The following is a 23,036-nucleotide window of genomic DNA, read 5'->3' as shown; positions in this document are numbered from 1 at the left end:
GCCTTGAAGCAGAGCCGCTCCAAGGGCATCAAGCCCGCACTGTAGATAACGCTCTGGTCTTCCAACCCCACTCGACGAGTTCGAACGGTATCTAGTGCCCGCCCCCGGCGTGAGCACGCATTAACAAGGTTGAACTGAGTGTAGGGTGATCGACTTTCGTAGTTTGAAGGAGGAGATCATGTCCGTCTTTGTTGGCGTTGATGTCGCCAAAAAATCTTTCGACATTGCCATCCCGCTCCCCAATGGCAAGATGCGCACCAAAGCCAAGCTGTCCAATGATCCTGGAGGGTTCAGGCAGTTTAGCGACTGGCTTGAGCGCCATGCTGAACCAGGCGCCTGGATTGTTATGGAGGCTACAGGCATCTATCACGAAGCGCTGGCCGAGCACTGTCACAACCAAGGTTATCGGGTGTGCATTCTGAACCCGGCGGTGATTGCGAAATTCGCTGACGTGGAGCTTCGGCGCGTCAAAACAGATAAGGCTGACGCCAAAGTCATTGCTGCCTATGGCCAACAAAAGGCTGTCTCGCTTCGCCAGTGGGAGCCTGAGCCCCCTGCGCAGCGCCGCTTGCGTGCTCTGGTGCGGCGACTGGACGACCTCAAGGAAATGCGCCAGATGGAGCAGAATCGTTTGGATGTCGCACTAGATGCGGTACAGCAGTCGATTCAAGACGTAATCGGGCACATCAACGAAGAGCTGGAAAAGACCAGGAAGGCCATCGAGCAGACGATCGATGATGATCCAGACCTGCGCAAGCGACGTGAGCTGATTACCTCGATTGATGGTTTGGGTGACACCACTGCTACGTTGCTGCTCGCCGAACTGGGCGATCCACTGAAATACCAAAGCCCTTCTGCGATTGTCGCGTTTTCAGGCTTAAACCCAGTGGTGCAGCAATCGGGAGAGTTCATAGGTAAGAGCACTATTTCGCGTACAGGCGCCTCAAGGCTGCGTGCAGGCTTGTGGATGTCAGGCACTGTCTCAATCAGACATAACCCTGTTGTGAAGGAACTGGCAGAGCGGTTGAGCAGCCGGCACAAAGCTTACAAACAGATCGTCTGCGCGGCGATGCGCAAGCTGCTGCACCTGGTTTACGGGGTGGTGAAGTCGGGGATACCGTTTGACCCCAAAATCCCTCTTGCGGGGTGAGGGTCAAGACGGTATCTACAGGGCACGCGCAGGCCTCAGTGCGGCGGATAGTTGCTCAGCACCTGGGTCACGGTCTTCTGGATCGCGGCGTTGCGCTCCTGCGGGCTGGGTGGGTAGTTGTTCATGATCTGCTCGGCACTGCCGCGCCACACCAGCTTGCCGTCGCGGCCATCGAACAGGTCGACCTGGATGGTCGCCACCTTGTAGTCGACGCTGCGGGTCTCGTTGTACATCGGCCCGCCCCAGTAGCCTCCCCAATAGCCGCCCCAGGCCCCGCCATAGTTGGTGGTGATCTGCTGCTGGCGTTGCTCGACGATCAGGTAGGCGCGCACCTTGACGTCAGGCCGGGCATTGCCCTGCACCGGGCGCAGGCCACGCTGGTCGAGCTGGCCGGCCACAGCCTGACGGATACGCTGCTCGGTCAGGTCGCTCTTGATCCGTGGGTCGTCCGGACGGTATTGCAGCCCTGGCTCCTGCCAGGCCCAGCTGCGATAGGCGGCGAAGTCACGGCTGGCATCGAAGTCCTGTTGCACGTTGTTGCTCGAACAGGCGCTGAGCAACAGGGCCAGGGACAGTAGAATGAGACGGCGCAACATGATGGTTCTCCGGTTCGAGATTAACTGGGAGGATAGCCGCTCATCGCCTTGCTCACCGATTCGCGCAGGGCGCTTTCGCGCTCACGCGGCGCGTCCTTGTCGCTGCCGCTTTCGGCGCTGGCGCTCCACACCGGTCGGCCGTCGCGAGCGTCGTACAGGTCGATGCGCACCACCATCACCTCGACTTCGTAGGTGCGCACGATCGGCACGCTGCCATAGGCGCCATAGCCATTGCGGTAGCCGCTGTAGCCGATGCCGCCATAGGGATAGGGCCCATAGTAGGGGTCGTAGTCGCGCACCTGGCGCAGGCGTCGCTCCAGGCGCACATCGGCACTGACCAGCAGGTCGGCGGCAGTGCCATGGGCCGGGCGCAAGCCGTGCTGGTCGAGCGCGCTGCTCACGGCGTCGGCCAGTTGGCCTGGGGCCGCGTTGACCAGGCCATTGGGCAACTGATCGTTGCGCCAGCGCCAGCTGCGGTAGCGGCCATAGTCGCGCGGTGGCGCCGGGTAGGCGCTGGCGTCGAAGGTGCTGGCGGCCTGGGGCGGTGCCGGCGGCAGTGGCTGGCTGCTGGCGACATAGGGGTTGGCGCCCTGGCAGGCAGCCAGGGCGAAGGGTAGCAGGGCCAGGCAGAACAGACGGTACGCCATTAATCCTCCTGGCGGATGCTTCAGTGTGGCCGGCAGATCCAGTGCAGGTAGCGGCCCAGCCCGGCGAAGCTGGGGTGGCGGCGGTGCGCCAGCTCCATTTCCAGCAGGTCGAGCAGTTCGGCCTGGTCCTGGAATTGCTTGGGCATGTAGTCATGGAAGACCCGTACACCACTTTCGCTTTCGACCTGCCAGTCAGCTCCAAGTTGCGCCTTGAGCTCACGCGGATCAAGCGGTTTCTGTGGGGTCAGGCTCTGCTTCTCGCCGGCCAGGCGGTTGCTGCGCAGCTTGCGGAAATGGCCCTTGAGCAAGTTGCGATAGACCAGCGCGTCGCGGTTGTAGAACGCCAGCGACAGCCAGCCGCCCGGGGCGGTCAACTGGTGCAGCACCGGCAGGATGCTCTCGGGCTCGGCCAGCCATTCGAGCACGGCATGGCACAGCACCAGGTCGTAGCGCTCGGTGAGCTGGCCGAGCAGGTCCTGCCATGGCGCCTGGATGAAGGTCGCTGTCGCGCCGGCTTCGGCAAAGCGTGCGCGGGCGCCGTCGAGCATCGGCGCGGCGGGCTCGGCGAGGGTCAGCTGATGGCCGCGCTGGGCCAGCCACAGGGCCATGTGGCCCAGCCCGGCACCGATGTCGAGCACGCGCAGCGGGCGCTCGGGCAGGGCTTCGGCCAGGTCCGCCTGGAGCACCGCCAGGCGGATCGCGCCTTTGGCGCCGCCGTAGATCTTCTCGGCGAAGCGGCTGGCCAGTTCATCGAAGTGACGGTCGTTCATTTGGCGAAGCGCCTCTCGCTGTCGGCCAGTTTGGCTCGCACCACGGCATCCATGTCCAGCCCCAGTTCGCTGCACAGCAGCAACAGGTAGAGGACGATATCGCCCACTTCCTGGCCGGCGTGGGCGAGTTTGTCGGCGGGCAGCTGACGGGACTCGTCCTCGCTCAGCCACTGGAAGATTTCCACCAGTTCGGCCATTTCGACGCTGGCGGCCATGGCCAGGTTCTTTGGGCTGTGGAAGCCGCGCCAGTCGTTGTTGTCGCGGATACGGTGCAGGCGTTCGGTCAGTTCTTGCAGGTTCATCGGGGTCTCCTCGTGGCGCATAGCTTCCGGCGAGGTCCGTTGCAAAGCAAGGGGTGTCAGTGTGAATGCCAGGCACCGACCATATGCACCAGCCCGCCATGGCCATCGAGCCTGAGGGCACCGCTCGGGCCGGCTGCGCTGGCGCTCAACACCACCTCTGAGGGCAGGCGCAGCGGTTTGCGGAAGTCGACCTCGAAGGTATAACCCGCCGTGGGCAGGTGCCCGGACAATGCCGCCAGGGCCATGGCCTGGCTCCACATGCCGTGGGCGATGGCCCGGGGGAAACCGAACAGGCGCGCGCTCAGGCGGCTCAGATGGATCGGATTGTAGTCGCCGCAGACCCGTGCGTAGCGCCGGCCGATGTCGCTGTCGGCGTACCAGCGGGTCGCCTCCGGCAGCAGTTCGGGCGGTGCTTCAGGCACGGCATCGGCCTGTTGTTCCAGCTTCAGGCCCCGCACCAGCATGCGGCTGGTTTCGCGCCACAGCAGGCCGAGGCCGTCCTCGGCCGTGGTGACCAGGTCGAAGGTAGCGCCTTTGGCGTGGGCTTGCAGGTTGTCGGCATGCACAGCGAAGCGCAGACCGTCGATGCCTCCCAGCGGGCGCATGACCTGCACACTGTTGTGCAGGTGGACCAGGCCCAGCAGTGGGAAGGGGAAGTCGCGGGCGGTGAGCAGCTGCAATTGCAGACTGAAGGCCATGACATGGGGATAGGTGCCAGGCAGGCGCCCGTCGTCGGCGAAGTGGCACAGCCGGCGGTAGGCCGCCAGGTTGCCTGGATCCACCCGCAGGAAACAGCGCAGCCCTTGCGCCGGCAGCTGACTGCCCGTGATCCGGCGTTTGCCGAGGGCACGCAAATAGAGGCCCAGGCGGCTGTCGGGGTGGTGCAGGTCATGCCAGGGACGGTTCATGCTCATGCTCCCATCAGCGCCTGGCCGCAGACCCGCAAGGCCTGGCCGTTGACCGCCCCCGAACCAGGCTGGCTGAGCCAGGCGATGGCTTCGGCGACATCCTGGGGCAGACCGCCCTGGCCCAGCGAACTCAGGCGTCGCCCGGCTTCACGCAGGCCCAGGGGCATGGCGGCGGTCATGTGGGTCTCGATGAAGCCCGGTGCCACCGCGTTGATGCTGGCACCCCGCGTGGCCAGGCGCGGCGCCCAGGCCTGGGCGAAACCGATCAGCCCGGCCTTGCTGGCGGCATAGTTGGACTGGCCGCGGTTGCCGGCAATGCCGCTGACCGAGGCCAGCAAGGTGACGCGCGCGTCGTCGTGCAGTTTGTCGGCCTCGAACAACGCCTGGGTCAGCACCTGGGGTGCCTTGAGGTTGACCGCCAGCACTGCGTCCCAGTATTCCGGGGTCATGTTGGCGAGGGTCTTGTCGCGGGTGATGCCGGCGTTGTGCACGAGGATATCCAGGCCGCTCGGCAGGGCTTCGACCAGTTGCGCGGCCGCGTCGCCGGCGCAGATGTCCAGGGCCAGGGCCGCACCGCCCAGGCGTGCGGCGAGGGCGTCGAGGTCGCGTTGGGCTTGGGGCACGTCGAGCAGGATCACGTCGGCGCCATCGCGCGCCAGGGTTTCGGCAATGGCCGCGCCGATGCCCCGCGCGGCACCGGTGACCAGTGCCCGGCGCCCGGCCAGCGGGCGCGTCCAGTCTTCGACCTGGCTGGCGCAGGCCGACAGGCGCAGCACCTGGCCGCAGACGAATGCGCTCTTGGGCGAGAGGAAGAAGCGCAGCGCGCCTTCGAGCTGCGCCTCGGCGCCCGCGCCGACATACAGCAGGTTGACGGTGGCGCCATTGCGCAGCTCCTTGCCCAGGGAGCGACTGAAACCTTCCAGCGCGCGTTGGGCGACACTGGCCGCAGGGTCTTCGACAAGCTCCGGGGCGCGGCCGAGGATCAGCAGATGGGCACAGGGCGCCAGGCTGCGCAGCAATGGCTGGAAGAATTCGCGCAACTGCTTGAGCGCGTCGCTGTCCGAGAGCGTGCTGGCATCGAACACCACTGCCTTGAGTTTCGGTCCCAGGCCGGCAACCCAGGCCGGCACGGCGAGCGACTCGCCGTTGAAACTGTAGCAATCGGCGGTCAGGCGGGGGGCGATGGCGGCCACTTCGGCTGCCAATGGCCCGCCTCCGAGCAGCAGCGCCCCTTCGATCGGGCGCAGCCGGCCAGCCTGCCAACGTTCCAGTGGTACCGGGCGCGGCAGGCCCAGGGCTTCGACCAGACGTCGGCCAAGGGTGGAGTTGGCAAAGCCCAGATAGCGGTCGCTCATGTACGGTTCTCCCTGAAGGCAAGCTTGCAAGTGTGGACCAAAGTTGTGGCAGGGTCGTTCGAATGAGCTAAAAGAAGCTAGCACGGATAATTTTGTTTCAGGAGGAACACGCATGCGTTCAACTCGCCGGGTGGCGATCCTGGGTGGTAACCGGATCCCCTTTGCCCGCTCCAATGGCGCTTACGCCAAGGCCAGCAACCAGGCGATGCTCACGGCGGCGCTCGAAGGCCTGGTGGAGCGTTACCGGCTGCACGGCCTGCGCCTGGGCGAGGTGGCGGCAGGCGCGGTGCTCAAGCAGTCGCGGGACATGAACCTGACCCGCGAGTGCGTGCTCGGCTCGAGGCTGTCGCCGCAGACGCCGGCCTACGACATCCAGCAGGCATGCGGCACCGGGCTGGAGGCGGCGTTGCTGGTGGCCAACAAGATCGCCCTCGGGCAGATCGACAGCGCCATTGCCGGTGGTGTCGACACCACCTCAGATGCGCCGATCGCGGTCAATGAAGGCTTGCGCCAGATCCTGCTGCAGGCCAACCGAGCCAAGACCCTGGCCGATCGGCTGTGGCCATTGCTGAAGTTGCGCCCGCGTCATTTCAAGCCCGAGCTGCCGCGTAACGGCGAGCCGCGCACCGGCTTGTCCATGGGCGAGCATTGCGAGCGCATGGCCCATACCTGGAGCATCCAGCGCGCCGAGCAGGACGAACTGGCGCTGCTCAGCCACCAGCACCTGGCGGCGGCCTACGCCGAGGGCTGGCACGATGACCTGCTGACCCCCTATTTGGGGCTGACCCGTGACAACAACCTGCGTCCGGACCTGACCCTGGAGCAACTGGCCAAGCTGCAGCCGGTGTTCGACCGCAGCGGCCAGGGCACCTTGACCGCGGGCAACTCCACGCCGCTGACCGATGGCGCCTCGATGGTGCTGATGGGCAGCGAGGCCTGGGCCGAGGCCCATGGCCTCGAGGTGCAGGCCTACCTGGTCGATGGCGAAACGGCGGCGGTCGATTTCGTCAATGGCCAGGAAGGCCTGCTGATGGCGCCAGTGTATGCGGTGCCGCGCTTGCTCGCGCGCAACGGCCTGAGCCTGCAGGACTTCGACTACTACGAAATCCACGAGGCGTTCGCCGCCCAGGTGTTGTGCACCCTCAAGGCCTGGGAGGACCCGGCCTATTGCCGCTCGCGGCTGGGCCTGGACGCCCCGTTGGGGGCCATCGACCGGGCGAAGCTGAACGTCAAGGGCAGCTCGCTGGCCGCCGGGCATCCATTCGCCGCCACCGGCGGCCGTATCTTGGCGAACATGGCCAAACTGCTGAAGACCCGGGGCAAGGGGCGTGGGCTGATTTCCATCTGCGCGGCGAGCGGGCAGGGCGTGACGGCAATCATCGAGCGCTAGGCCGTTGCAGTCAGCGATGATGAGCACCGGCTGTGCCGGTGTTCGCCGACTAAAGTGGGGCCTGCTGGTATGCTTGTCCGCCTCGCATCATCGAGCGTTCTCATGTCGACCAACGGACCACGCACGATCCCCGCCCTGACCCAGCTTCCCAGGCCGCTCTACGCCCGCGCCGAGCGTCTGGACGCCGGCTCCTGGACGACCCGCCATCGCCATGACTGGGTGCAGTTCTCCTATGCCATCAGCGGCGTATTGGGCGTCTACACCAGCACTGGCAGCTATTTCGCCCCGCCGCAGTGGGGCGTGTGGATTCCGGCCGGCACCGAGCATGAGGTGGTGACATCGATGCAGGCCGAAATGCGCAGCCTTTATGTGCGCAGCGATGCCTGCCCCTGGGCGGTGGCGCAGTGTCGGGTGCTGGAGGTCACGCCGTTGGCGCGCGAGCTGATCAAGCAGTTCTGCACCTTCACGGTGGATTACCCGCAAGGCGACAGCGTCGAGGCGCGCTTGGTGGCAGTGTTGCTGGATCAACTGCGTGGCTTGCCCGAGGTAGGCTTTTCGTTGCCGTTGCCGCGCCACCCCGGGCTATTGGCACTGTGCAATGGCCTGATCGCCGCGCCCGACCAGCCACAGACCCTCCAGCAATGGGCCGCGCAGCTGAGCCTGTCGGAGAAGACCCTGATGCGTTTGTTCCAGCGCGAAACCGGCCTGAGCTTTCGCAACTGGCGCCAGCGCATGCGCCTGCTATCGTCGCTGGCGCTGCTGGAGGTGGGGGAGAGCGTGACCCAGGCCGCGCTGGGTTGTGGCTATGACTCGACCTCGGCGTACATCGCCGCGTTCAAGCAATTGTTCGGAGCGACGCCGGGGGAACTCAGGCTTTGAGCGCCCAGGCGCAGGCCCTCTGGGTCAATGGCAGCAGCTGCCGCCATTGGCCAGGTCCTTGAGAATCGGGCAATCCGGACGGTCATCGCCCTGGCAGTGCGCCACCAGCTCGCCCAACGTGTCGCGCAGGCTGACCAGTTCTTCGATACGCCGGTTCAGTGCGTCGATATGCTGGATGGCCAGGGCCTTCACATCGGCGCTGGCGCGCTGGCGGTCCTGCCACAGGGTGAGCAGTCTGGCCACTTCTTCCAGGGAAAAGCCCAGGTCTCGCGAGCGCTTGATGAACGCCAGGCTGTGCAGGTCCTCCTGCTGATACAGGCGGTAGCCGCTGTCGCTGCGCATGGCCGGGCGCAGCAAGCCGATGGACTCGTAATAGCGGATCATCTTGGCGCTGAGCCCGCTGCGGCGGGCGGCCTGGCCGATGTTCATGGCACCTCCTGATGCTGGACGGTGGGTTTCCAGGTCTTCAACCACAGGGCGTTGCTCACCACGCTGACGCTGGACAGGGCCATGGCGGCGCCGGCCAGAACCGGGTTGAGGTAACCGAGGGCGGCCAGGGGAATGCCGACCAGGTTGTAGATGAAGGCCCAGAACAGGTTCTGGCGGATCTTCGCGTAGGTCTTGCGGCTGATTTCCAGGGCCGCGGGCACCAGGCGCGGATCGCCGCGCATCAGGGTAATGCCGGCGGCCTGCATGGCCACATCGGTGCCGCCGCCCATGGCGATGCCGATATCGGCGGCGGCCAGGGCCGGGGCGTCGTTGATACCGTCGCCGACCATGGCCACCACGCCGTCGCGCTTGAGGGCGGTCACGGTGGCGGCCTTGTCGGCCGGCAGCACTTCGGCGTGGACGTCGTCGATACCCAGGGCCTCGGCCACCACCTTGGCGCTGCCGCGGTTGTCGCCGGTCAGCAGGTGGCTGCTGATGCCCCGCTGGTGCAGCGCGGCGATGGCGGCATCGGCGCCGGGCTTGAGGCTGTCGCCGAAGGCGAACAGGCCCAGGACCCGCGCCTGGCTACCGCGCTCGACCAGCCAGGACAATGTGCGCCCTTCGGCTTCCCAGGCCTGCGCGCGGGCGGCCAGGTCGCCGGGCGCCAGGGCGCTTTCGTCGAGCAGGCGATGGTTGCCCAGGGCCAGTTCGCGTCCCTCTACCTGCCCGGCAATACCGCGCCCGGCAAGCGCTTGGCTGGCCACCACCTGCGGCACCTCCAGGTTCTGTTCGGCACAGGCGTCGAGCACGGCCTTGGCCAGCGGGTGTTCGCTACCGCGTTGCAAGGCACCGGCCAGGCGTAGCAGCTCACTGTCATCGCCGCTCGCCGACTGGCGATGGACGATACGCGGGCTGCCGGAGGTCAGGGTGCCGGTCTTGTCGAATACCACGCGGTTTACCGCATGGGCGCGCTCCAGGGCTTCGGCGTCCTTGATCAGGATGCCGTGGCGGGCGGCGACGCCGGTACCGGCCATGATCGCTGCCGGCGTGGCCAGGCCAAGAGCGCAAGGGCAGGCGATCACCAGCACGGCGACGGCGTTGATCAGGGCTGTTTCCAGTGGTGCGCCGGCCAGCCACCAGCCAACCAGGGTGATCAGGGCCAGTACCAGCACCGCAGGGACGAATACCTGGCTGACCCGGTCGACCAGCTTCTGGATCGGTGCCTTGGCCGCCTGGGCGTCTTCCACCAGGCGAATGATCCGCGCCAGGACGGTCTCGGTGCCGAGCGCGCGGGTCTCCACCAGCAAGCGGCCTTCACCGTTGATGGCGCCTCCGGTGACCGCATCGCCGGGTTGCTTGGGTACTGGCAGGCTTTCGCCGCTGATCAGTGCCTCATCGGCGTGGCTGTTGCCCTCGAGTACTTCACCGTCGACGGGGAAACGCTCACCGGGTTTGACCAGCACCCGGTCACCCAGGCGCAGCTGGCTGATCGCGACTTCTTCCTCGCGGCCGTCGAGCACCCGTATCGCGCGTTCCGGGCGCAGGGCTTCGAGGGCGCGGATGGCGCTGGCGGTCTGGCGCTTGGCGCGGCTCTCCAGGTACTTGCCCAGCAGTACCAGGGCGATCACCACCGCCGAAGCCTCGAAATACAGGTGCGGCGCCATACCGGCAGGGGCGTTGGCCCATTGGTACAGGCTCAGGCCGTAGCCGGCGCTGGTGCCCAGGGCAACCAGCAGGTCCATGTTGCCGGCGCCGGCGCGCACGGCCTTCCAGGCCGCGACATAGAAGCGCGCGCCGAGGATGAATTGCACAGGTGTGGCCAGCAGGAATTGCGCCCAGGCCGGCAGCATCCAGTGCAGGCCGAAGGGTTGCACCAGCATTGGCAGGACCAAGGGCAGGGCCAGCAGCAGGGCGACGCCAACCGCCAGGCGCTCGTTGCGCAGGCGACGTTGTGCCTGGGCCTGGTCGTCGTGATCGCGACGCGGCAGGCTGGCGCTGTAGCCGGCCTTTTCCACCGCGGCGATCAGTGCGGCGTCATCGACCGCCTGCAGCACTTCGAGGTGGGCGCGCTCGTTGGCCAGGTTGACACTGACCTGCTCCACCCCCGGCAGCTTGTGCAAGGCGCGTTCGACACGGCCGACGCAGCTGGCGCAGGTCATGCCGCCGATCTGCAGTTCAAGGGTGCGGGTGGGCACGCTGTAGCCGGCATCGCGCACGGCGTCGACCAGCGCCGGCAGGCTGTCGGCCGGGGCCTGGACCCGGGCCTGCTCGGTGGCGAGGTTGACGCTGACATGTTCGGTGCCGGTGACCTTGCGCAGGGCGCGTTCGACCCGACCTGCGCAACTGGCGCAGGTCATGCCGACGATGGGCAGGTCGAAGGTGGTGGATGCGGGCATGGCTCTCTCCTCCGTGGACTGGCCTCCAGCATCAACCTTGCCATGCGGGCAAGGTCAATAGCCCAGGTTGGCCTGCCTCAACTCCAGGCCATGTGGACCGGTGGCGATGCGGTACTTGCTGATCTGTCCGGCCTTGAGGTTCAGGCGCGTGCTGCGTTGGTCCTCGACGCCCGCGGCGCAGCCGGGCATCTGCCCGGGCAGCAGGCGCATGCGTACATCGACAGGGCCGGGCGGCAGGTTGAACGAGGTGGATTGCTCCTGGAACAGCCGCGCGGCCAACTGATCGTTGAGGTAGATACCGATCTCGCAACTGGTGGCCACTTCCAGGCGCTCCCGGGAAATCATCAGCACGCTGTAGTCGGTGTTGCCCTCGGCGCTGGCCGGTGGCACCACGGCCAGCGCGCCCAGTAGTCCGACAAGGCCCAATGCTGCCCTGATCATGAAGAATCTCCTGCTTGGCAAAATCGTCAATGGCGCAGCTTGGCCGAGCCGCGCGCGGATTTCCAGCCCGGCCGCTGCACGCAGAACTTGACCTTGCCCCGATGGCAAGGATGAGACTGGGCAAAACCCAGCCAGGAGGTAACTTCGATGCAAGTGTTCAATGTGCAAGGCATGACCTGTGGCCACTGTGTGAAAGGCGTGACCCGGGCGGTGCAGGAGCAGGATGCGGCGGCGCAGGTGGAAGTGGACCTGGCGGCGCGACAGGTACGGGTGCAGAGTGCCCTGGCCTCGGAGCAGATCCTCGCGGCGATTCGCGACGAGGGCTATCAGGCCGAGTTGGCCTGATGACGGTTTGATCCTGTAGACGCCATGCCGTAGGCGCCTACAGGGGCAAAAACCGGAGAAATTATTGCAAAGGTTTTCAACGCCCGGCGATCCCATGCAGGTAGACTAGCGGACTTGCTTAGCCTGCTATGGATTCTCCATGAACCTGCGAACCCTGCTGATTCTCGGCGCACTCAGTGCGTTCGGGCCCTTGGCGATCGACTTCTATCTGCCCGCTTTCCCAGCGATGGCCCATGCCTTTGCCACCGACGAGAAGCACGTACAGGCCACCCTGGCCGCGTATTTCCTCGGCCTGTCCCTCGGCCAGCTGGCCTACGGCCCGGTCGCCGACCGATTTGGCCGGCGCATGCCGCTGTTGTTCGGTGTTGCCTTGTTCACCCTGGCGTCGCTGGCCTGCGCCTACGCGCCGAACCTCGACAGCCTGATCGTGGCGCGCTTCGTCCAGGCATTGGGCGGCTGCGCGGGCATGGTGCTGTCGCGGGCGATCGTCAGTGACAAGTGCGACGCGGTGGCGTCGGCCAAGGTGTTCTCGCAGTTGATGCTGGTAATGGGGCTGGCGCCGATCCTTGCACCGATGCTTGGCGGCGTGCTGGTCAATGTGTCCGGCTGGCAGTCGATCTTTCTGGCCCTGAGCCTGTTCAGCGCCGCCTGCCTCCTGGCGGTCGGCCTGGGCCTGCCGGAAAGCCTGCCGCCCCATGTGCCGCGCCAGCCGTTGTCGGGAGCGTTGCGCCAATACCTGCGGCTGCTCGGTGATCGGGTGTTCATCGGGCACGCGCTGACCGGCGGGATTGCCATTGCCGGTATGTTTGCCTACATCGCCGGTTCGCCTTTCGTCTTCATCAAGTTGTATGGCGTGCCCGCCGAGCACTATGGCTGGCTGTTCGGCACCAATGCCGCCGGCTTCATCCTGATGGCCCAGGTCAATGCGCGCCTGCTGGCCAAGCGCGGACCGGCCTTCCTGCTGGCTCGCGCGGTCTGGTTGTACCTGGCGGCGGCGCTGGCGCTGCTGCTGGTGGCGGCATTGCGCCCGGCGCAGCTGTGGCCGTTGCTGGTGCCGCTGTTCGTCTGCATCGCCAGCCTTGGGTGCATCATTCCCAACGCTTCGGCGTGTGCCATGAGTGGGCAGGGCGCCCGTGCCGGCAGCGCCTCGGCGCTGATGGGTTGCCTGCAGTTCAGCGTCGCCGCGGGTGCCGCGGCGTTGGTCGGGGTGCTGCACGACGGCAGCGCGGTGCCCATGGCCCTGGTGATCAGCCTGTGTGGCGCCCTGGTGGTCAGTGTCGCGCTGTTGACCCGACGTTCGCAGGCCAGGCGCCAGGGGTAAGCGCATGCGGCGCGTTCAGGCGCGCTTCCAGCAGGGCAACGAACGCTCGTGCCTCGGCTTCGTTGCGAAAACTCACCACATGCTGGTCCAGCTGGACTTGCCAAGGGCAGGTGGCATTTCGATTCGACGCACTGACGACAATTTTCATCGTGATCAACCTCCAGTGAGCGAGAGCGGATGCAGTTTAGCGCCATGCGAAGCGCTTGCCATGATCGGCATCAGTACCCTGACTGACGGTCATGGCGGTTGGCGGGAGGAGAGCATTCTGCTTTGAAGTGGATATTTTTTAACGTGTCTGTAGGACTTGTAGTTGAGGGCTGTGGGGATACTGACGACTGTTGCCTTGCAGCCGCTGTATCACAAGGTATTGGCTGGTGTGGCATGGGCCGGGACACCTAAGTCGGAGGATGCCCGGCGATTTCCTACAGGGCTCGGCAGGCCAGCGGCGAGAGGTTTTATACTGCCCCGGCATCCAGTATCAGATAGCGCTATTTCCCCGCCCAACCGGCTAGAGTCACCAGGGAGCCTCAGGTTCATGAACGAAGTCCGCAGCATCAGTCAGGTCGCCAGCCTGATGGCCGATCCCAAGCGCAGTGCCATGTTATGGGCACTGATCGATGGCACGCCGCGGGCCGCGGATGAGTTGGCACTGCTCACCGGGCTCAGCACGGCTTCTGCCTGCGCGCACCTGTCGCTGCTGTCCACGGCTGGGTTGTTGAGGCTCGAGCCCCGTGGCCGCAAGCGTTACTTCCGACTGGCCACGCCCGAGATCTGTGCGGCGGTCGAGGCACTGGCCAGCGTGCGCCTGGAGACCGCAAGGAATGAGCGCAAGGCAACTGCGTTGCAAATTCCGCTGTCGATGCGCAGGGCACGGCTGTGTGGCGATCACTTGGGCGGTGAGGTGGCTGCCGAGTTGTTCCAGCGCTTGCTTGACAGTGGTTGGCTCGAGGGGAGCGCGCCGCAGTTGTGCGTGAGTGCCGAAGGCAAGGCGCGCCTGGAGGCCCTTGGGGTGTTCATCGACGCACTGGTGCCCGATGGCAGGCGTGGTTGTGTGGCTTGCCATTGCAGTGAGTGGAGCGATCAGGGGGCGCACCTGGGCGGGCGTCTGGGGCAGGCGTTTCTCAAATTGTTCCTGCAGTCGGGCTGGGTCCGTGAGCAGGACGGCAACCGGGCGGTGCAACTCACACCGTCCGGGTTGCGGCAGATCAATGCTATCGCCCGCTTGTCGGCGCGCCAGGCCGGTTAGCGTACTAGACGCGCGTCGAGGCTGTTCTGCGCCAGGCGGCGGGCCTGGTCCTGGGTCATGCCCAGGTGCTCGTGCAGGGCGTGGAAGTTCTCGGTGACATAGCCACCAAAGTAGGCTGGGTCGTCGGAGTTGACCGTGACCTTCACGCCGCGCTCGAGCATGTCGAGGATGTTGTGCTGGCGCATGTGGTCGAACACGCACAGCTTGGTGTTGGACAGCGGGCAGACCGTCAGCGGGATTTGCTCGTCGATGATGCGCTGCATCAGCCGCTCGTCCTCGATGGCGCGCACGCCGTGGTCAATACGCTGGATCTTCAGCAGGTCGAGTGCTTCCCAGATGTATTCGGCTGGGCCTTCCTCGCCGGCATGGGCAACGGTCAGGAAGCCCTCGCTGCGGGCACGGTCGAACACGCGTTGGAACTTGCTTGGCGGGTGGCCTTTTTCCGAGCTGTCCAGGCCTACGGCGACGAAGGCGTCGCGGAACGGCAGGGCCTGGTCAAGGGTCTTGTGGGCTTCGTCTTCGCTCAGGTGGCGCAGGAAACTGAGGATCAGGCCGCTGCCGATCCCCAGTTGTTCGCGGCCATCCTTGAGCGCCTGGTTGATGCCGTTCAACACCACTTCGAAAGGGATGCCACGGTCGGTGTGGGTCTGCGGATCGAAGAACGGCTCGGTATGGATCACGTTCTGCGCCTTGCAGCGTTGCAGGTAGGCCCAGGTCAGGTCATAGAAGTCCTGTTCGGTGCGCAGAACGCCGGCGCCCTGGTAGTAAAGGTCGAGGAATTCCTGCAGGTTGTTGAAGGCGTAGGCGCCGCGCAGGGTGTCGACATCGGCCCAGGGCAGGGCGACTTTGTTGCGTTCGGCCAGGGCGAACAGCAGTTCGGGTTCCAGCGAACCCTCCAGGTGCATGTGCAGTTCCGCCTTGGGCAAGGCGTTCAGCCATTCATACATGTGTGCAATCTCGATCAGGTACGGTTGGCCGACATTCTACAGGGCCTGGCCGGGCATTGCGCCCGGCCAGGCCCTGGTTGCTCAACCGGCGATCAGTTGCGCGGCGGCCTGGCGGTGGTTGGCGATCAGGCCCTGCACGTCGAGGCCTTCGATCTGCCCGTCGATGACGCGCCACTGGCCGCCGACCATCACCCGGTCGGCCCGGTCGGCGCCGCACAGCAGCAAGGCCGAGAGCGGGTCATGGCTGCCGGAGAAGCGCAGTTCGTCGAGTTTGAACAGCGCCAGGTCGGCTTGCTTGCCCACGGCCAGTTCGCCGATATCGCTACGGCCCAGCAGTTTGGCCGAGCCCCGGGTCGCCCAGCCCAGGGCGCGTTCCGGGGTGATCAGTTCGGCGCCATAGCGCAGGCGTTGCAGGTACAGGGCCTGACGCGCTTCGAGAATCATGTTCGAAGCGTCATTGGAGGCCGAACCGTCCACGCCCAGGCCCACGGTGGCGCCGGCGGCATCCAGCTCGACGGTCGGGCAGATGCCCGAGGCCAGGCGCATGTTCGAGCTTGGGCAGTGGCAGATGCCGGTGCCGGCGGCGCCGAGGCGGGCGATTTCATCGGGGTTGAAGTGAATGCCATGGGCCAGCCAGGTACGCGGACCGAGCCAGCCGACACTGTCGAGGTAGTCGACGGTACGCAGGCCGAAGCGTTGCAGGCAGAAGTCTTCTTCATCGAGGGTTTCGGCCAGGTGGGTGTGCAGGCGCACGTCCAGTTCTTCAGCCAGGTCGGCGCTGGCGCGCATGATCTCTGGGGTGACCGAGAACGGTGAGCACGGCGCCAGGGCGATCTGGATGCGCGCGCCATCGCCACGCTCGTGGTAGCTGTGGATAAGTCGCTGGCTGTCGGCGAGGATCACTTCGCCCTGCTGCACGGTCTGTTGCGGCGGCAGGCCACCGTCCTTTTCCCCCAGGCTCATCGAGCCGCGGGTGAGCATGGCGCGCATGCCCAGTTTGCGCACGGCTTCGACCTGTACATCGATGGCGTTGTCCAGGCCTTCGGGGAACAGGTAGTGGTGGTCGGCGGCAGTGGTGCACCCCGACAACAGCAGCTCGGCCAGGGCGACCTGGCTGGCCAGCTCCAGCTTGGCCGGGGTCAGGCGCGCCCACACCGGGTAGAGGGTCTTGAGCCACGGGAACAGCGGTTGGTTGACCACCGGCGCCCAGGCGCGGGTGAGGGTCTGATAGAAGTGATGATGGGTGTTGATCAGGCCGGGCAGTACCACGTGGTCACGGGCGTCGAACACCTGGTCGCAGGGGAGGTTGGGCGATTGACCGGCGCCGAGCAATTCGGCGATGCGGCCATCTTCGATGACCAGGCCGCCTCGGGCGTCGGCATCGTTGGCGGTGAAGATGGCAAGGGGGGATTTCAACCAGATACGGGTCGCGGGCATGGTGCCGGCTCCTCTGAAAGTGGGTTCAGGTTAGCCAGCTCAGTGTTGCCCTGTCTGCTGATCCAGGTCCGCCGCGGGGGCGAGGCTTGGAGTCTACTGCCTCGCCACGCGGCTTTCAATTCACCAGGTCAGCGCTTCGCCCTTGTAGTTGATGAAACGCAGGCCGCCGTTGCCAGTGTGCGCCTTGATCTGCTCGAGCATGCCGCGGGTGCTGGTGAGCACGTCGATCTCGGCGTTTTCGCCGCCCATGTCGGTCTTCACCCAGCCCGGATGCATGGCCAGCACGCACAGGTCGGGGCGCTGCAGTTCGACCACGAAGCTGTTGATCATCGAGTTGAGCGCGGCCTTGCTGGCCTTGTACAGGCAGATTTCACCGCCGTCGGGGATGGTCACGCTGCCGAGGATAGAGCTCATGAACGCCAGCACGCCGCTGCCCTGACGGACCTGGCTGGCCAGGCGGCGGGCAACACGGATCGGCGCCACGGCGTTGGTCATGAACAGCTCGCCGACTTCCTGCGCCTGGACGCGCTCCAGGTCCTGCGGCAGCGGGCCCATGACTCCGGCGTTGACGAATACCAGGTCGAACAGCTCGCCTTGCAGACGTTGCTTGAGGCCATCGAGCTGCGCGGTGTCGTTCATCTCCAGGCGTTCGATGCGCACGCCGGGGACCTCAGCCAGTGCGCCGGGCTTGTGCGGGTCGCGTACGGTGGCGACGACGTTCCAGCCGTCCTCGTGCAGCCGTTGTACCAGGCCTAGGCCCAGGCCACGCGAGGCGCCGATGATCAGGGCGGTTTTCTGTGCGGTCATTGCGGGGCTCCTGAAAGGTGTGTGCTGGCTCAGGAGCATACTCCAGACCAAGGCTCCACGCCTGGGCCGGTCAAAAAATGATCAGTGCCGCCGGAGCCCCGTAATTGCGGGGGCAGGCGCATTACCTCACGGGTTATCCACAAGCTGCTCCACAGTATCTGTGTGCAAGCGCAATGCCTTGAAATTGCTTGTGCCGGGGGCAATTTCATTCACAGGTTGGGGATAACTGACTGATCCCGTTCGCTTTGCGCGCCTGTCATACGGCTGTGATCAAAATATGCTCAAAGCCTCGCAGGCCTTGCCGGTAAAGGCCTGTATCGAAATGCCCCAAGCTTATCCACAGGCACGCCCACAGTAGTTGTGGGCAACCCTCAGCGGCGTTCCAGCAGGATCCGCCCGCGGCTGAGGTCGGCCAGTTGCTGTTGCAAAGTGTCCAGGTGCGCATCACCCAGGGCGATTTGCAGGTCGACGCCATTGGCAGTGAATTGTTCGTCCAGTACCAGCCCATCCACCTCGGCCAGGCGCAGCTTGAGCAGCGCCAACTCGCTGAAGGTGCAGCTGCAGCTGAACTCGCTGCGTTGCACCAACAGCCGCTTCGGTGCCTGTTGCAGGCATTTGTTGGCACCACCGCCATAGGCCCGGGCCAGGCCACCGGTGCCCAACTGGATACCGCCATACCAGCGGATCACCAGGACCACGACCTGGTCGCAATCCTGGGCCTCGATGGCGGCAAGGATTGGCCGGCCTGCGGTGCCGCCGGGTTCGCCGTCGTCGCTGCTGCGGTACTGGGCACCGAGCTTCCAGGCCCAGCAGTTGTGCGTGGCGGCCAGGTCGCTATGGCGTTCGATGAAGGCCATTGCCTCGGCGGTGCTGCTGATAGGGCCGGCGAGGGTGATGAAACGGCTCTTGCGAATGTCCTCGCGGAACTCGCAGAGCTCGAGCAGGGTAGAAGGCATAGGTCCGGATCAGGCAGGCGTAGTGATGCCGCAGCCTTTGAGAATGATGTGGATAAGATTGTTGCTGGCGTCTTCCATGTCCTGCTTGGTCAGGCGGCTGCGGCCGGTGACCTGGCAGATCTGGGTGGCGAAGTCGGCGTAGTGCTGGGTGCTGCCCCACAGCAGAAAGATCAGGTGCACCGGGTCGACCCGGTCCATTTTGCCGGCGTCGATCCAGGCCTGGAACACGGCGGCGCGGCCACGGAACCAGTCGCGGTAGTCGGCGCTGAAATACTCGCTCAGGCACTCGCCGCCGCTGATCACTTCCATGGCGAAGATCCGCGAGGCCTGAGGATTACGCCTGGAGAACTCCATCTTGGTACGGATGTAGTGGCTCAGTGCCTCGGCCGGGTCGTCCTCGACGCTCAGGGCGTTGAAGGTGCTGTCCCACAGCTCGATGATGTTGCTCAGCACGGCGATGTACAGGCCTAGTTTGTTGGTGAAGTAGTAGTGCAGGTTGGCCTTGGGCAGCCCGGCCTTGAGCGCGATGGTGTTCATGCTCGTGCCCTTGTAGCCGTGGCGGGCGAATTCGTCTTCGGCGGCCTGGATGATGGCCTGCTCGTTCTTCTGGCGGATGCGGCCGGCGGGCTTGCCCGAGGCGGGGGAGCGATGCGCAGGGACTTCTAGGGTCATGGACGATTCCGGACGGGTCGTTACGAATGTCCGACAGATTACCTGCCTGGGCCGAAGTGACAAGCATTTGCGGCCCGGATGGGTATCAACGTGTCGCAGCCAGGCTTTCGAGGAAGCTTTCCAGCACCAGGTTCGGCCGCCGGCCCTTGCGTGTCACCCAGCTCAGGCTCAGGTCGTAGAAGCGCTGCGCCGGCTTGAGGGCGCGCAGGCGGCCTTGTTGCACCCAGAAGCTGGCGTAATGGTCGGGCAGGTAGCCGATGTAGCGCCCGGTGAGGATCAGAAAGGCCATGCCTTCGCGGTCCGAGGCGCTGGCGGTGCAGTGCAGCGCCTGGTAATGCGCCTGGATGTCAGCGGGCAGGCGGAAGGTCGGGGCGATGGCATCCTGGCCGTTGAGGCGCTCATCGTCGATCTGTTGGTCGTCGGCATAGAACAGCGGGTGGCCGACCGCGCAATAAAGCAACGAGCGTTCGCTGTACAGCGGTTGGTACTCGAGCCCCGACAGCGGGCTGGTCTGCGGCACCACTCCGACGTGCAGGCTGCCGTCGAGCACGCCTTGCTCGACCTGGCTCGGGGCGATCATGCGGATCTGGATACGCACGTCGGGGCCTCGGTCCTTCAGTTCAGCCAGGGCATGGGTGATACGCATGTGCGGCAGGGTCACCAGGTTATCGGTCAGGCCGATGTTCAATTCACCGCGCAAATGCTGATGCAGCCCGTTGACCTCGGTGCGGAAGGTTTCCAGGGCGCTGAGCAATTGTAGGGCCGAGTGGTACACCTCGCGGCCTTCCTCGGTCAGCGAAAACCCGGCGCGACCACGTTGGCACAGGCGCAGGCCGAGGCGTTGTTCCAGATCGTTCATTTGCTGGCTGATCGCCGAGCGGCCTATGCCGAGGACATTCTCCGCCGCCGAGAAGCCGCCGCACTCCACCACGCTGCGGTAGATTTTCAGCAAGCGAATATCGAAGTCGCTGACCTGGGCGAGGGGATCGGGGCGTCTGCTCATATGTTTAGCACGCTGCGGAATGAAGGTTAGAAATGTTGGGTTTTCTGGACTTTATCGCCGTGCCAATTTAGCTGCAACAACATCCATCGTTGCCTAATCGTCTTTCGAGGAACCGCCCGATGAACATGCCCGAGACCGCCCACGCCGGTATCGCCAGCCAGCTCAAGCTGGACGCCCACTGGATGCCCTACACCGCCAATCGCAACTTCCAGCGTGACCCGCGCCTGATCGTGGCGGCCGAAGGCAACTACCTGGTCGACGACAAGGGCCGCAAGGTGTTCGACGCCCTGTCGGGCCTGTGGACCTGCGGCGCCGGGCATACCCGCAAGGAAATCAGCGAGGCGGTTGCTCGTCAGGTCGCGACGCTCGACTATTCGCCGGCCTTCCAGTTCGGCCACCCGCTGGCCTTCCAGCTGGCCGAGAAAATCGCCAACCTGGTGCCGGGCGACCTCAACCACGTGTTCTTCACCAACTCCGGTTCCGAGTGCGCCGACACCGCGCTGAAGATGGTGCGCGCCTACTGGCGCCTGAAAGGCCAGGCCACCAAGACCAAAATCATCGGCCGTGCCCGTGGCTACCACGGGGTGAATATCGCCGGCACCAGCCTGGGCGGGGTCAACGGCAACCGCAAGCTGTTCGGCCAACTGCTGGACGTCGATCACCTGCCACACACCGTGCTGCCGGCCAACGTGTTCAGCAAGGGCATGCCCGAAGAGGGCGGCATCGCCCTGGCCGACGAGATGCTCAAGCTGATCGAGCTGCACGATGCCTCGAACATCGCCGCAGTGATCGTCGAGCCGCTGGCCGGCTCCGCTGGTGTGCTGCCGCCGCCGAAGGGTTACCTGAAGCGCCTGCGCGATATCTGCACCCAGCACAACATCCTGCTGATCTTCGACGAAGTCATCACCGGCTTCGGGCGCATGGGCGCCATGACCGGAGCCGAAGCCTTCGGCGTCACCCCGGATCTGATGTGCATCGCCAAGCAGGTCACCAACGGCGCTATCCCGATGGGCGCGGTGATCGCCACCGGCGAGATCTACCAGACCTTCATGAACCAGCCGACCCCTGAGTACGCGGTGGAATTCCCCCACGGCTACACCTACTCGGCACACCCGGTTGCCTGCGCCGCCGGTATCGCCGCGCTGGACCTGCTGCAGAAGGAAAACCTGGTGCAGTCCGCCGCCGAACTGGCGCCGCACTTCGAGAAGCTGCTGCATGGTGTCAAGGGCACCAAGAATGTCGTCGACATCCGCAATTACGGCCTGGCCGGCGCGATCCAGATCGCTGCGCGCGACGGTGATGCCATCGTTCGCCCGTACGAGGCAGCGATGAAGCTGTGGCAAGCCGGCTTCTATGTGCGCTTCGGCGGCGACACCCTGCAGTTCGGGCCAACCTTCAACACCCAGCCGCAGGAACTGGATCGCCTGTTCGACGCGGTGGGCGAAGCCCTGAACAAGGTCGACTGATCTTTCCGAATTCGATGTCGGGCGCGTGAGCCTTGCGCGCCTGCCTCCACCTTCTTTATATGGAGTTTTGCATGAGCATTGTTCAGCACCTGATCCACGGCGAGCTGGTCACCAAGGGCGAACGTACCGCTGACGTCTTCAACCCGTCCACCGGCCAGGCCGTGCGCAAGGTCGAGCTGGCCAGCCGTGCCACCGTCCAGCAGGCCATCGACTCGGCCAAGGCTGCGTTCCCGGCCTGGCGCAACACCCCGCCGGCCAAGCGCGCCCAGGTGATGTTCCGCTTCAAGCAACTGCTTGAGCAGAACGAGGCGAAGATCTCGCAAATGATCAGCGAGGAGCATGGCAAGACCCTGGAAGACGCCGCCGGTGAGCTCAAGCGCGGCATCGAGAACGTCGAGTTCGCCTGCGCGGCCCCGGAAGTGCTCAAGGGCGAGTACAGCCGCAATGTCGGCCCGAACATCGATGCCTGGTCGGACTTCCAGCCGCTGGGCGTGGTTGCTGGTATCACCCCGTTCAACTTCCCGGCCATGGTGCCGCTGTGGATGTACCCGCTGGCGATCGCCTGTGGTAACGCATTTATTCTCAAGCCTTCCGAGCGTGACCCGAGTTCTACGCTGTTCATCGCGCAGCTGCTGCTCGAAGCTGGCCTGCCGAAGGGCATCCTGAACGTCGTGCATGGCGACAAAGAGGCGGTCGATGCGCTGATCGAGGCGCCGGAGGTCAAGGCGCTGAGCTTCGTTGGTTCGACCCCGATCGCCGAGTACATCTATGCCGAGGGCACCAAGCGCGGCAAGCGCGTCCAGGCCCTGGGTGGCGCGAAGAACCACGCGGTACTGATGCCCGATGCCGACCTGGACAATGCGGTCAGCGCGCTGATGGGCGCTGCCTATGGTTCGTGCGGCGAGCGTTGCATGGCTATCTCGGTGGCGGTCTGCGTGGGTGACCAGGTGGCCGATGCCCTGATCGCCAAGCTGGAGCCGCAGATCAAGGCGTTGAAGATTGGTGCCGGTACTTCCTGTGGGTTGGACATGGGGCCATTGGTGACTGCCGCGGCCCGCGACAAGGTAGTTGGCTACATCGATGAGGGTGTTGCCGCTGGCGCCAAGCTGGTGGTCGATGGCCGTGGCTATCGTGTGGCAGGTAACGAAGATGGCTACTTTGTCGGTGGCACGTTGTTCGACAACGTCACGCCTGAGATGCGCATCTATAAGGAAGAGATCTTCGGCCCGGTGCTGTGTGTTGTTCGGGTGAACAGCCTGGAGCAGGCGATGCAGCTGATCAACGAGCATGAGTACGGTAATGGCACCTGCATCTTTACCCGCGACGGTGAGGCGGCCCGGCTGTTCTGCGACGAGATCGAAGTGGGGATGGTTGGGGTGAACGTACCGCTGCCGGTGCCGGTGGCGTACCACAGCTTTGGTGGTTGGAAGCGTTCGTTGTTCGGTGACCTGCATGCTTATGGCCCGGACGGTGTGCGCTTCTATACCCGTCGCAAGGCGATTACCCAGCGTTGGCCGCAGCGGGCTAGCCATGAGGCATCGCAGTTTGCGTTCCCTAGCTTGTAAGGGATAGG

The 23,036-nt window shown here is 65.1% G+C and carries 23 protein-coding genes; 8 read left to right on the top strand and 15 right to left on the bottom strand.

Going from position 1 to position 23,036, the window contains the following annotated elements; all coding sequences use genetic code 11:
* Window positions 1–178 precede the first annotated feature (178 nt).
* The gene (locus HU772_RS21760; RefSeq protein ID WP_217858722.1) at window positions 179–1,150 is read left to right on the top strand and encodes an IS110 family RNA-guided transposase; all 972 of its coding nucleotides are present in this window, start codon (window positions 179–181) and stop codon (window positions 1,148–1,150) included.
* A gap of 35 nt (window positions 1,151–1,185) precedes the next feature.
* On the opposite strand, the gene HU772_RS21755 is transcribed toward HU772_RS21760, so the two are convergent.
* Genes HU772_RS21755 through HU772_RS21730 form a run of 6 tightly spaced genes read right to left on the bottom strand, consistent with a single transcriptional unit; the run spans window position 1,186 to window position 5,728 of the window.
* Window positions 1,186–1,746 (bottom strand): DUF4136 domain-containing protein, encoded by a 561-nt coding sequence (locus tag HU772_RS21755; protein WP_186662619.1) that lies wholly within the window; start codon window positions 1,744–1,746, stop codon window positions 1,186–1,188.
* A gap of 20 nt (window positions 1,747–1,766) precedes the next feature.
* Complete coding sequence (locus HU772_RS21750; RefSeq protein WP_186662620.1) at window positions 1,767–2,393, bottom strand: DUF4136 domain-containing protein; 627 nt, start codon at window positions 2,391–2,393, stop codon at window positions 1,767–1,769.
* Window positions 2,394–2,413: 20 nt separating this feature from the next.
* A complete protein-coding gene (locus HU772_RS21745; RefSeq protein WP_186662621.1) occupies window positions 2,414–3,163 on the bottom strand; it encodes a methyltransferase domain-containing protein in 750 nt (249 codons plus the stop codon).
* On the bottom strand, window positions 3,160–3,465 hold the full coding sequence (locus tag HU772_RS21740; protein WP_186662622.1) for a MazG-like family protein: 306 nt from the start codon (window positions 3,463–3,465) through the stop codon (window positions 3,160–3,162). Before HU772_RS21740 ends, HU772_RS21745 begins: the two co-directional genes overlap by 4 nt.
* A 56-nt stretch (window positions 3,466–3,521) precedes the next feature.
* The gene (locus tag HU772_RS21735) at window positions 3,522–4,373 is read right to left on the bottom strand and encodes a MaoC family dehydratase (RefSeq protein WP_186662623.1); all 852 of its coding nucleotides are present in this window, start codon (window positions 4,371–4,373) and stop codon (window positions 3,522–3,524) included.
* A gap of 2 nt (window positions 4,374–4,375) precedes the next feature.
* Entirely contained in the window at window positions 4,376–5,728 is a 1,353-nt protein-coding gene (locus HU772_RS21730; RefSeq protein ID WP_186662624.1) for a 3-oxoacyl-ACP reductase, read from the bottom strand.
* Between the two features lie 112 nt (window positions 5,729–5,840).
* On the opposite strand from HU772_RS21730, the gene HU772_RS21725 reads away from it, so the two are divergent.
* Both HU772_RS21725 and HU772_RS21720 read left to right on the top strand, forming a co-directional pair.
* Window positions 5,841–7,118, top strand: coding sequence for an acetyl-CoA C-acetyltransferase (locus HU772_RS21725; protein ID WP_186662625.1), 1,278 nt, complete (start codon window positions 5,841–5,843; stop codon window positions 7,116–7,118).
* 102 nt (window positions 7,119–7,220) lie between these two features.
* Window positions 7,221–7,997: an AraC family transcriptional regulator gene (locus HU772_RS21720; RefSeq protein WP_186662626.1), complete on the top strand. Its 777-nt coding sequence runs from the start codon at window positions 7,221–7,223 to the stop codon at window positions 7,995–7,997.
* A gap of 24 nt (window positions 7,998–8,021) precedes the next feature.
* Here HU772_RS21720 and cueR read toward each other — a convergent pair whose 3' ends face one another.
* Genes cueR through HU772_RS21705 form a run of 3 tightly spaced genes read right to left on the bottom strand, consistent with a single transcriptional unit; the run spans window position 8,022 to window position 11,263 of the window.
* A complete protein-coding gene (cueR, locus tag HU772_RS21715; protein WP_186662627.1) occupies window positions 8,022–8,426 on the bottom strand; it encodes a Cu(I)-responsive transcriptional regulator in 405 nt (134 codons plus the stop codon).
* The gene (locus HU772_RS21710; RefSeq protein WP_186662628.1) at window positions 8,423–10,822 is read right to left on the bottom strand and encodes a heavy metal translocating P-type ATPase; all 2,400 of its coding nucleotides are present in this window, start codon (window positions 10,820–10,822) and stop codon (window positions 8,423–8,425) included. Before HU772_RS21710 ends, cueR begins: the two co-directional genes overlap by 4 nt.
* A 54-nt stretch (window positions 10,823–10,876) precedes the next feature.
* Entirely contained in the window at window positions 10,877–11,263 is a 387-nt protein-coding gene (locus tag HU772_RS21705; protein WP_186662629.1) for a hypothetical protein, read from the bottom strand.
* 147 nt (window positions 11,264–11,410) lie between these two features.
* Here HU772_RS21705 and HU772_RS21700 point away from each other — a divergent pair, with 147 nt between their 5' ends.
* From HU772_RS21700 to HU772_RS21690, 3 genes are all read left to right on the top strand, one after another.
* Entirely contained in the window at window positions 11,411–11,608 is a 198-nt protein-coding gene (locus tag HU772_RS21700) for a heavy-metal-associated domain-containing protein (protein WP_186662630.1), read from the top strand.
* Window positions 11,609–11,747: 139 nt separating this feature from the next.
* Window positions 11,748–12,929, top strand: a complete 1,182-nt coding sequence (locus HU772_RS21695) for a multidrug effflux MFS transporter (RefSeq protein ID WP_186662631.1) — start codon at window positions 11,748–11,750, stop codon at window positions 12,927–12,929.
* Between the two features lie 535 nt (window positions 12,930–13,464).
* Window positions 13,465–14,175 carry an ArsR/SmtB family transcription factor gene (locus tag HU772_RS21690; protein ID WP_186662632.1) on the top strand — a complete coding sequence of 237 codons (711 nt, stop codon included), beginning with the start codon at window positions 13,465–13,467 and terminating at the stop codon, window positions 14,173–14,175.
* Here HU772_RS21690 and HU772_RS21685 read toward each other — a convergent pair.
* The 6 genes from HU772_RS21685 to HU772_RS21660 form a co-directional block, all read right to left on the bottom strand.
* Entirely contained in the window at window positions 14,172–15,122 is a 951-nt protein-coding gene (locus HU772_RS21685; RefSeq protein WP_186662633.1) for an adenosine deaminase, read from the bottom strand. The two genes, HU772_RS21690 and HU772_RS21685, sit on opposite strands and share 4 nt — an antisense overlap.
* Window positions 15,123–15,203: 81 nt before the next feature.
* Window positions 15,204–16,559, bottom strand: a complete 1,356-nt coding sequence (locus HU772_RS21680; protein ID WP_186662634.1) for an 8-oxoguanine deaminase — start codon at window positions 16,557–16,559, stop codon at window positions 15,204–15,206.
* Window positions 16,560–16,679: 120 nt separating this feature from the next.
* Window positions 16,680–17,366 carry an SDR family oxidoreductase gene (locus HU772_RS21675; RefSeq protein WP_186662635.1) on the bottom strand — a complete coding sequence of 229 codons (687 nt, stop codon included), beginning with the start codon at window positions 17,364–17,366 and terminating at the stop codon, window positions 16,680–16,682.
* Window positions 17,367–17,737: 371 nt separating this feature from the next.
* Window positions 17,738–18,322, bottom strand: coding sequence for an IMPACT family protein (locus HU772_RS21670; protein WP_186662636.1), 585 nt, complete (start codon window positions 18,320–18,322; stop codon window positions 17,738–17,740).
* Window positions 18,323–18,331: 9 nt separating this feature from the next.
* Complete coding sequence (locus tag HU772_RS21665) at window positions 18,332–18,994, bottom strand: TetR/AcrR family transcriptional regulator (RefSeq protein WP_186662637.1); 663 nt, start codon at window positions 18,992–18,994, stop codon at window positions 18,332–18,334.
* An 85-nt stretch (window positions 18,995–19,079) separates the two neighbouring features.
* The gene (locus tag HU772_RS21660) at window positions 19,080–19,997 is read right to left on the bottom strand and encodes a LysR family transcriptional regulator (protein ID WP_186662638.1); all 918 of its coding nucleotides are present in this window, start codon (window positions 19,995–19,997) and stop codon (window positions 19,080–19,082) included.
* A 119-nt stretch (window positions 19,998–20,116) separates the two neighbouring features.
* On the opposite strand from HU772_RS21660, the gene aptA reads away from it, so the two are divergent.
* Together aptA and HU772_RS21650 are read left to right on the top strand one after the other, a co-directional pair.
* Window positions 20,117–21,463: an omega-aminotransferase AptA gene (aptA, locus tag HU772_RS21655; protein ID WP_186662639.1), complete on the top strand. Its 1,347-nt coding sequence runs from the start codon at window positions 20,117–20,119 to the stop codon at window positions 21,461–21,463.
* Window positions 21,464–21,534: 71 nt separating this feature from the next.
* Window positions 21,535–23,028: a CoA-acylating methylmalonate-semialdehyde dehydrogenase gene (locus HU772_RS21650; RefSeq protein WP_186662640.1), complete on the top strand. Its 1,494-nt coding sequence runs from the start codon at window positions 21,535–21,537 to the stop codon at window positions 23,026–23,028.
* The last annotated feature ends 8 nt before the right edge of the window (window positions 23,029–23,036 follow it).

The organism is Pseudomonas xantholysinigenes, assembly GCF_014268885.2.
Classification (GTDB): Bacteria; Pseudomonadota; Gammaproteobacteria; order Pseudomonadales; family Pseudomonadaceae; genus Aquipseudomonas; species Aquipseudomonas xantholysinigenes.
The sequence above is the reverse complement of the archived record's forward strand: the minus strand, read 5'-3'. Positions and strand labels throughout refer to the sequence as shown.

Excerpts from the sequence above, each read along its gene's own strand:
- HU772_RS21745 (WP_186662621.1), bottom strand. The coding sequence starts at position 3,163 with ATGAACGACCGTCACTTCGATGAACTGGCCAGCCGCTTCGCCGAGAAG.
- HU772_RS21735 (WP_186662623.1), bottom strand. The coding sequence starts at position 4,373 with ATGAACCGTCCCTGGCATGACCTGCACCACCCCGACAGCCGCCTGGGC.
- HU772_RS21675 (WP_186662635.1), bottom strand. The coding sequence starts at position 17,366 with ATGACCGCACAGAAAACCGCCCTGATCATCGGCGCCTCGCGTGGCCTG.
- aptA (WP_186662639.1), top strand. The coding sequence starts at position 20,117 with ATGAACATGCCCGAGACCGCCCACGCCGGTATCGCCAGCCAGCTCAAG.
- HU772_RS21670 (WP_186662636.1), bottom strand. The coding sequence starts at position 18,322 with ATGCCTTCTACCCTGCTCGAGCTCTGCGAGTTCCGCGAGGACATTCGC.
- HU772_RS21710 (WP_186662628.1), bottom strand. The coding sequence starts at position 10,822 with ATGCCCGCATCCACCACCTTCGACCTGCCCATCGTCGGCATGACCTGC.
- HU772_RS21755 (WP_186662619.1), bottom strand. The coding sequence starts at position 1,746 with ATGTTGCGCCGTCTCATTCTACTGTCCCTGGCCCTGTTGCTCAGCGCC.
- HU772_RS21680 (WP_186662634.1), bottom strand. The coding sequence starts at position 16,559 with ATGCCCGCGACCCGTATCTGGTTGAAATCCCCCCTTGCCATCTTCACC.
- HU772_RS21690 (WP_186662632.1), top strand. The coding sequence starts at position 13,465 with ATGAACGAAGTCCGCAGCATCAGTCAGGTCGCCAGCCTGATGGCCGAT.
- HU772_RS21750 (WP_186662620.1), bottom strand. The coding sequence starts at position 2,393 with ATGGCGTACCGTCTGTTCTGCCTGGCCCTGCTACCCTTCGCCCTGGCT.
- HU772_RS21760 (WP_217858722.1), top strand. The coding sequence starts at position 179 with ATGTCCGTCTTTGTTGGCGTTGATGTCGCCAAAAAATCTTTCGACATT.
- HU772_RS21650 (WP_186662640.1), top strand. The coding sequence starts at position 21,535 with ATGAGCATTGTTCAGCACCTGATCCACGGCGAGCTGGTCACCAAGGGC.
- HU772_RS21660 (WP_186662638.1), bottom strand. The coding sequence starts at position 19,997 with ATGAGCAGACGCCCCGATCCCCTCGCCCAGGTCAGCGACTTCGATATT.
- HU772_RS21730 (WP_186662624.1), bottom strand. The coding sequence starts at position 5,728 with ATGAGCGACCGCTATCTGGGCTTTGCCAACTCCACCCTTGGCCGACGT.
- HU772_RS21665 (WP_186662637.1), bottom strand. The coding sequence starts at position 18,994 with ATGACCCTAGAAGTCCCTGCGCATCGCTCCCCCGCCTCGGGCAAGCCC.
- HU772_RS21720 (WP_186662626.1), top strand. The coding sequence starts at position 7,221 with ATGTCGACCAACGGACCACGCACGATCCCCGCCCTGACCCAGCTTCCC.
- cueR (WP_186662627.1), bottom strand. The coding sequence starts at position 8,426 with ATGAACATCGGCCAGGCCGCCCGCCGCAGCGGGCTCAGCGCCAAGATG.
- HU772_RS21725 (WP_186662625.1), top strand. The coding sequence starts at position 5,841 with ATGCGTTCAACTCGCCGGGTGGCGATCCTGGGTGGTAACCGGATCCCC.
- HU772_RS21740 (WP_186662622.1), bottom strand. The coding sequence starts at position 3,465 with ATGAACCTGCAAGAACTGACCGAACGCCTGCACCGTATCCGCGACAAC.
- HU772_RS21700 (WP_186662630.1), top strand. The coding sequence starts at position 11,411 with ATGCAAGTGTTCAATGTGCAAGGCATGACCTGTGGCCACTGTGTGAAA.
- HU772_RS21685 (WP_186662633.1), bottom strand. The coding sequence starts at position 15,122 with ATGTATGAATGGCTGAACGCCTTGCCCAAGGCGGAACTGCACATGCAC.
- HU772_RS21695 (WP_186662631.1), top strand. The coding sequence starts at position 11,748 with ATGAACCTGCGAACCCTGCTGATTCTCGGCGCACTCAGTGCGTTCGGG.
- HU772_RS21705 (WP_186662629.1), bottom strand. The coding sequence starts at position 11,263 with ATGATCAGGGCAGCATTGGGCCTTGTCGGACTACTGGGCGCGCTGGCC.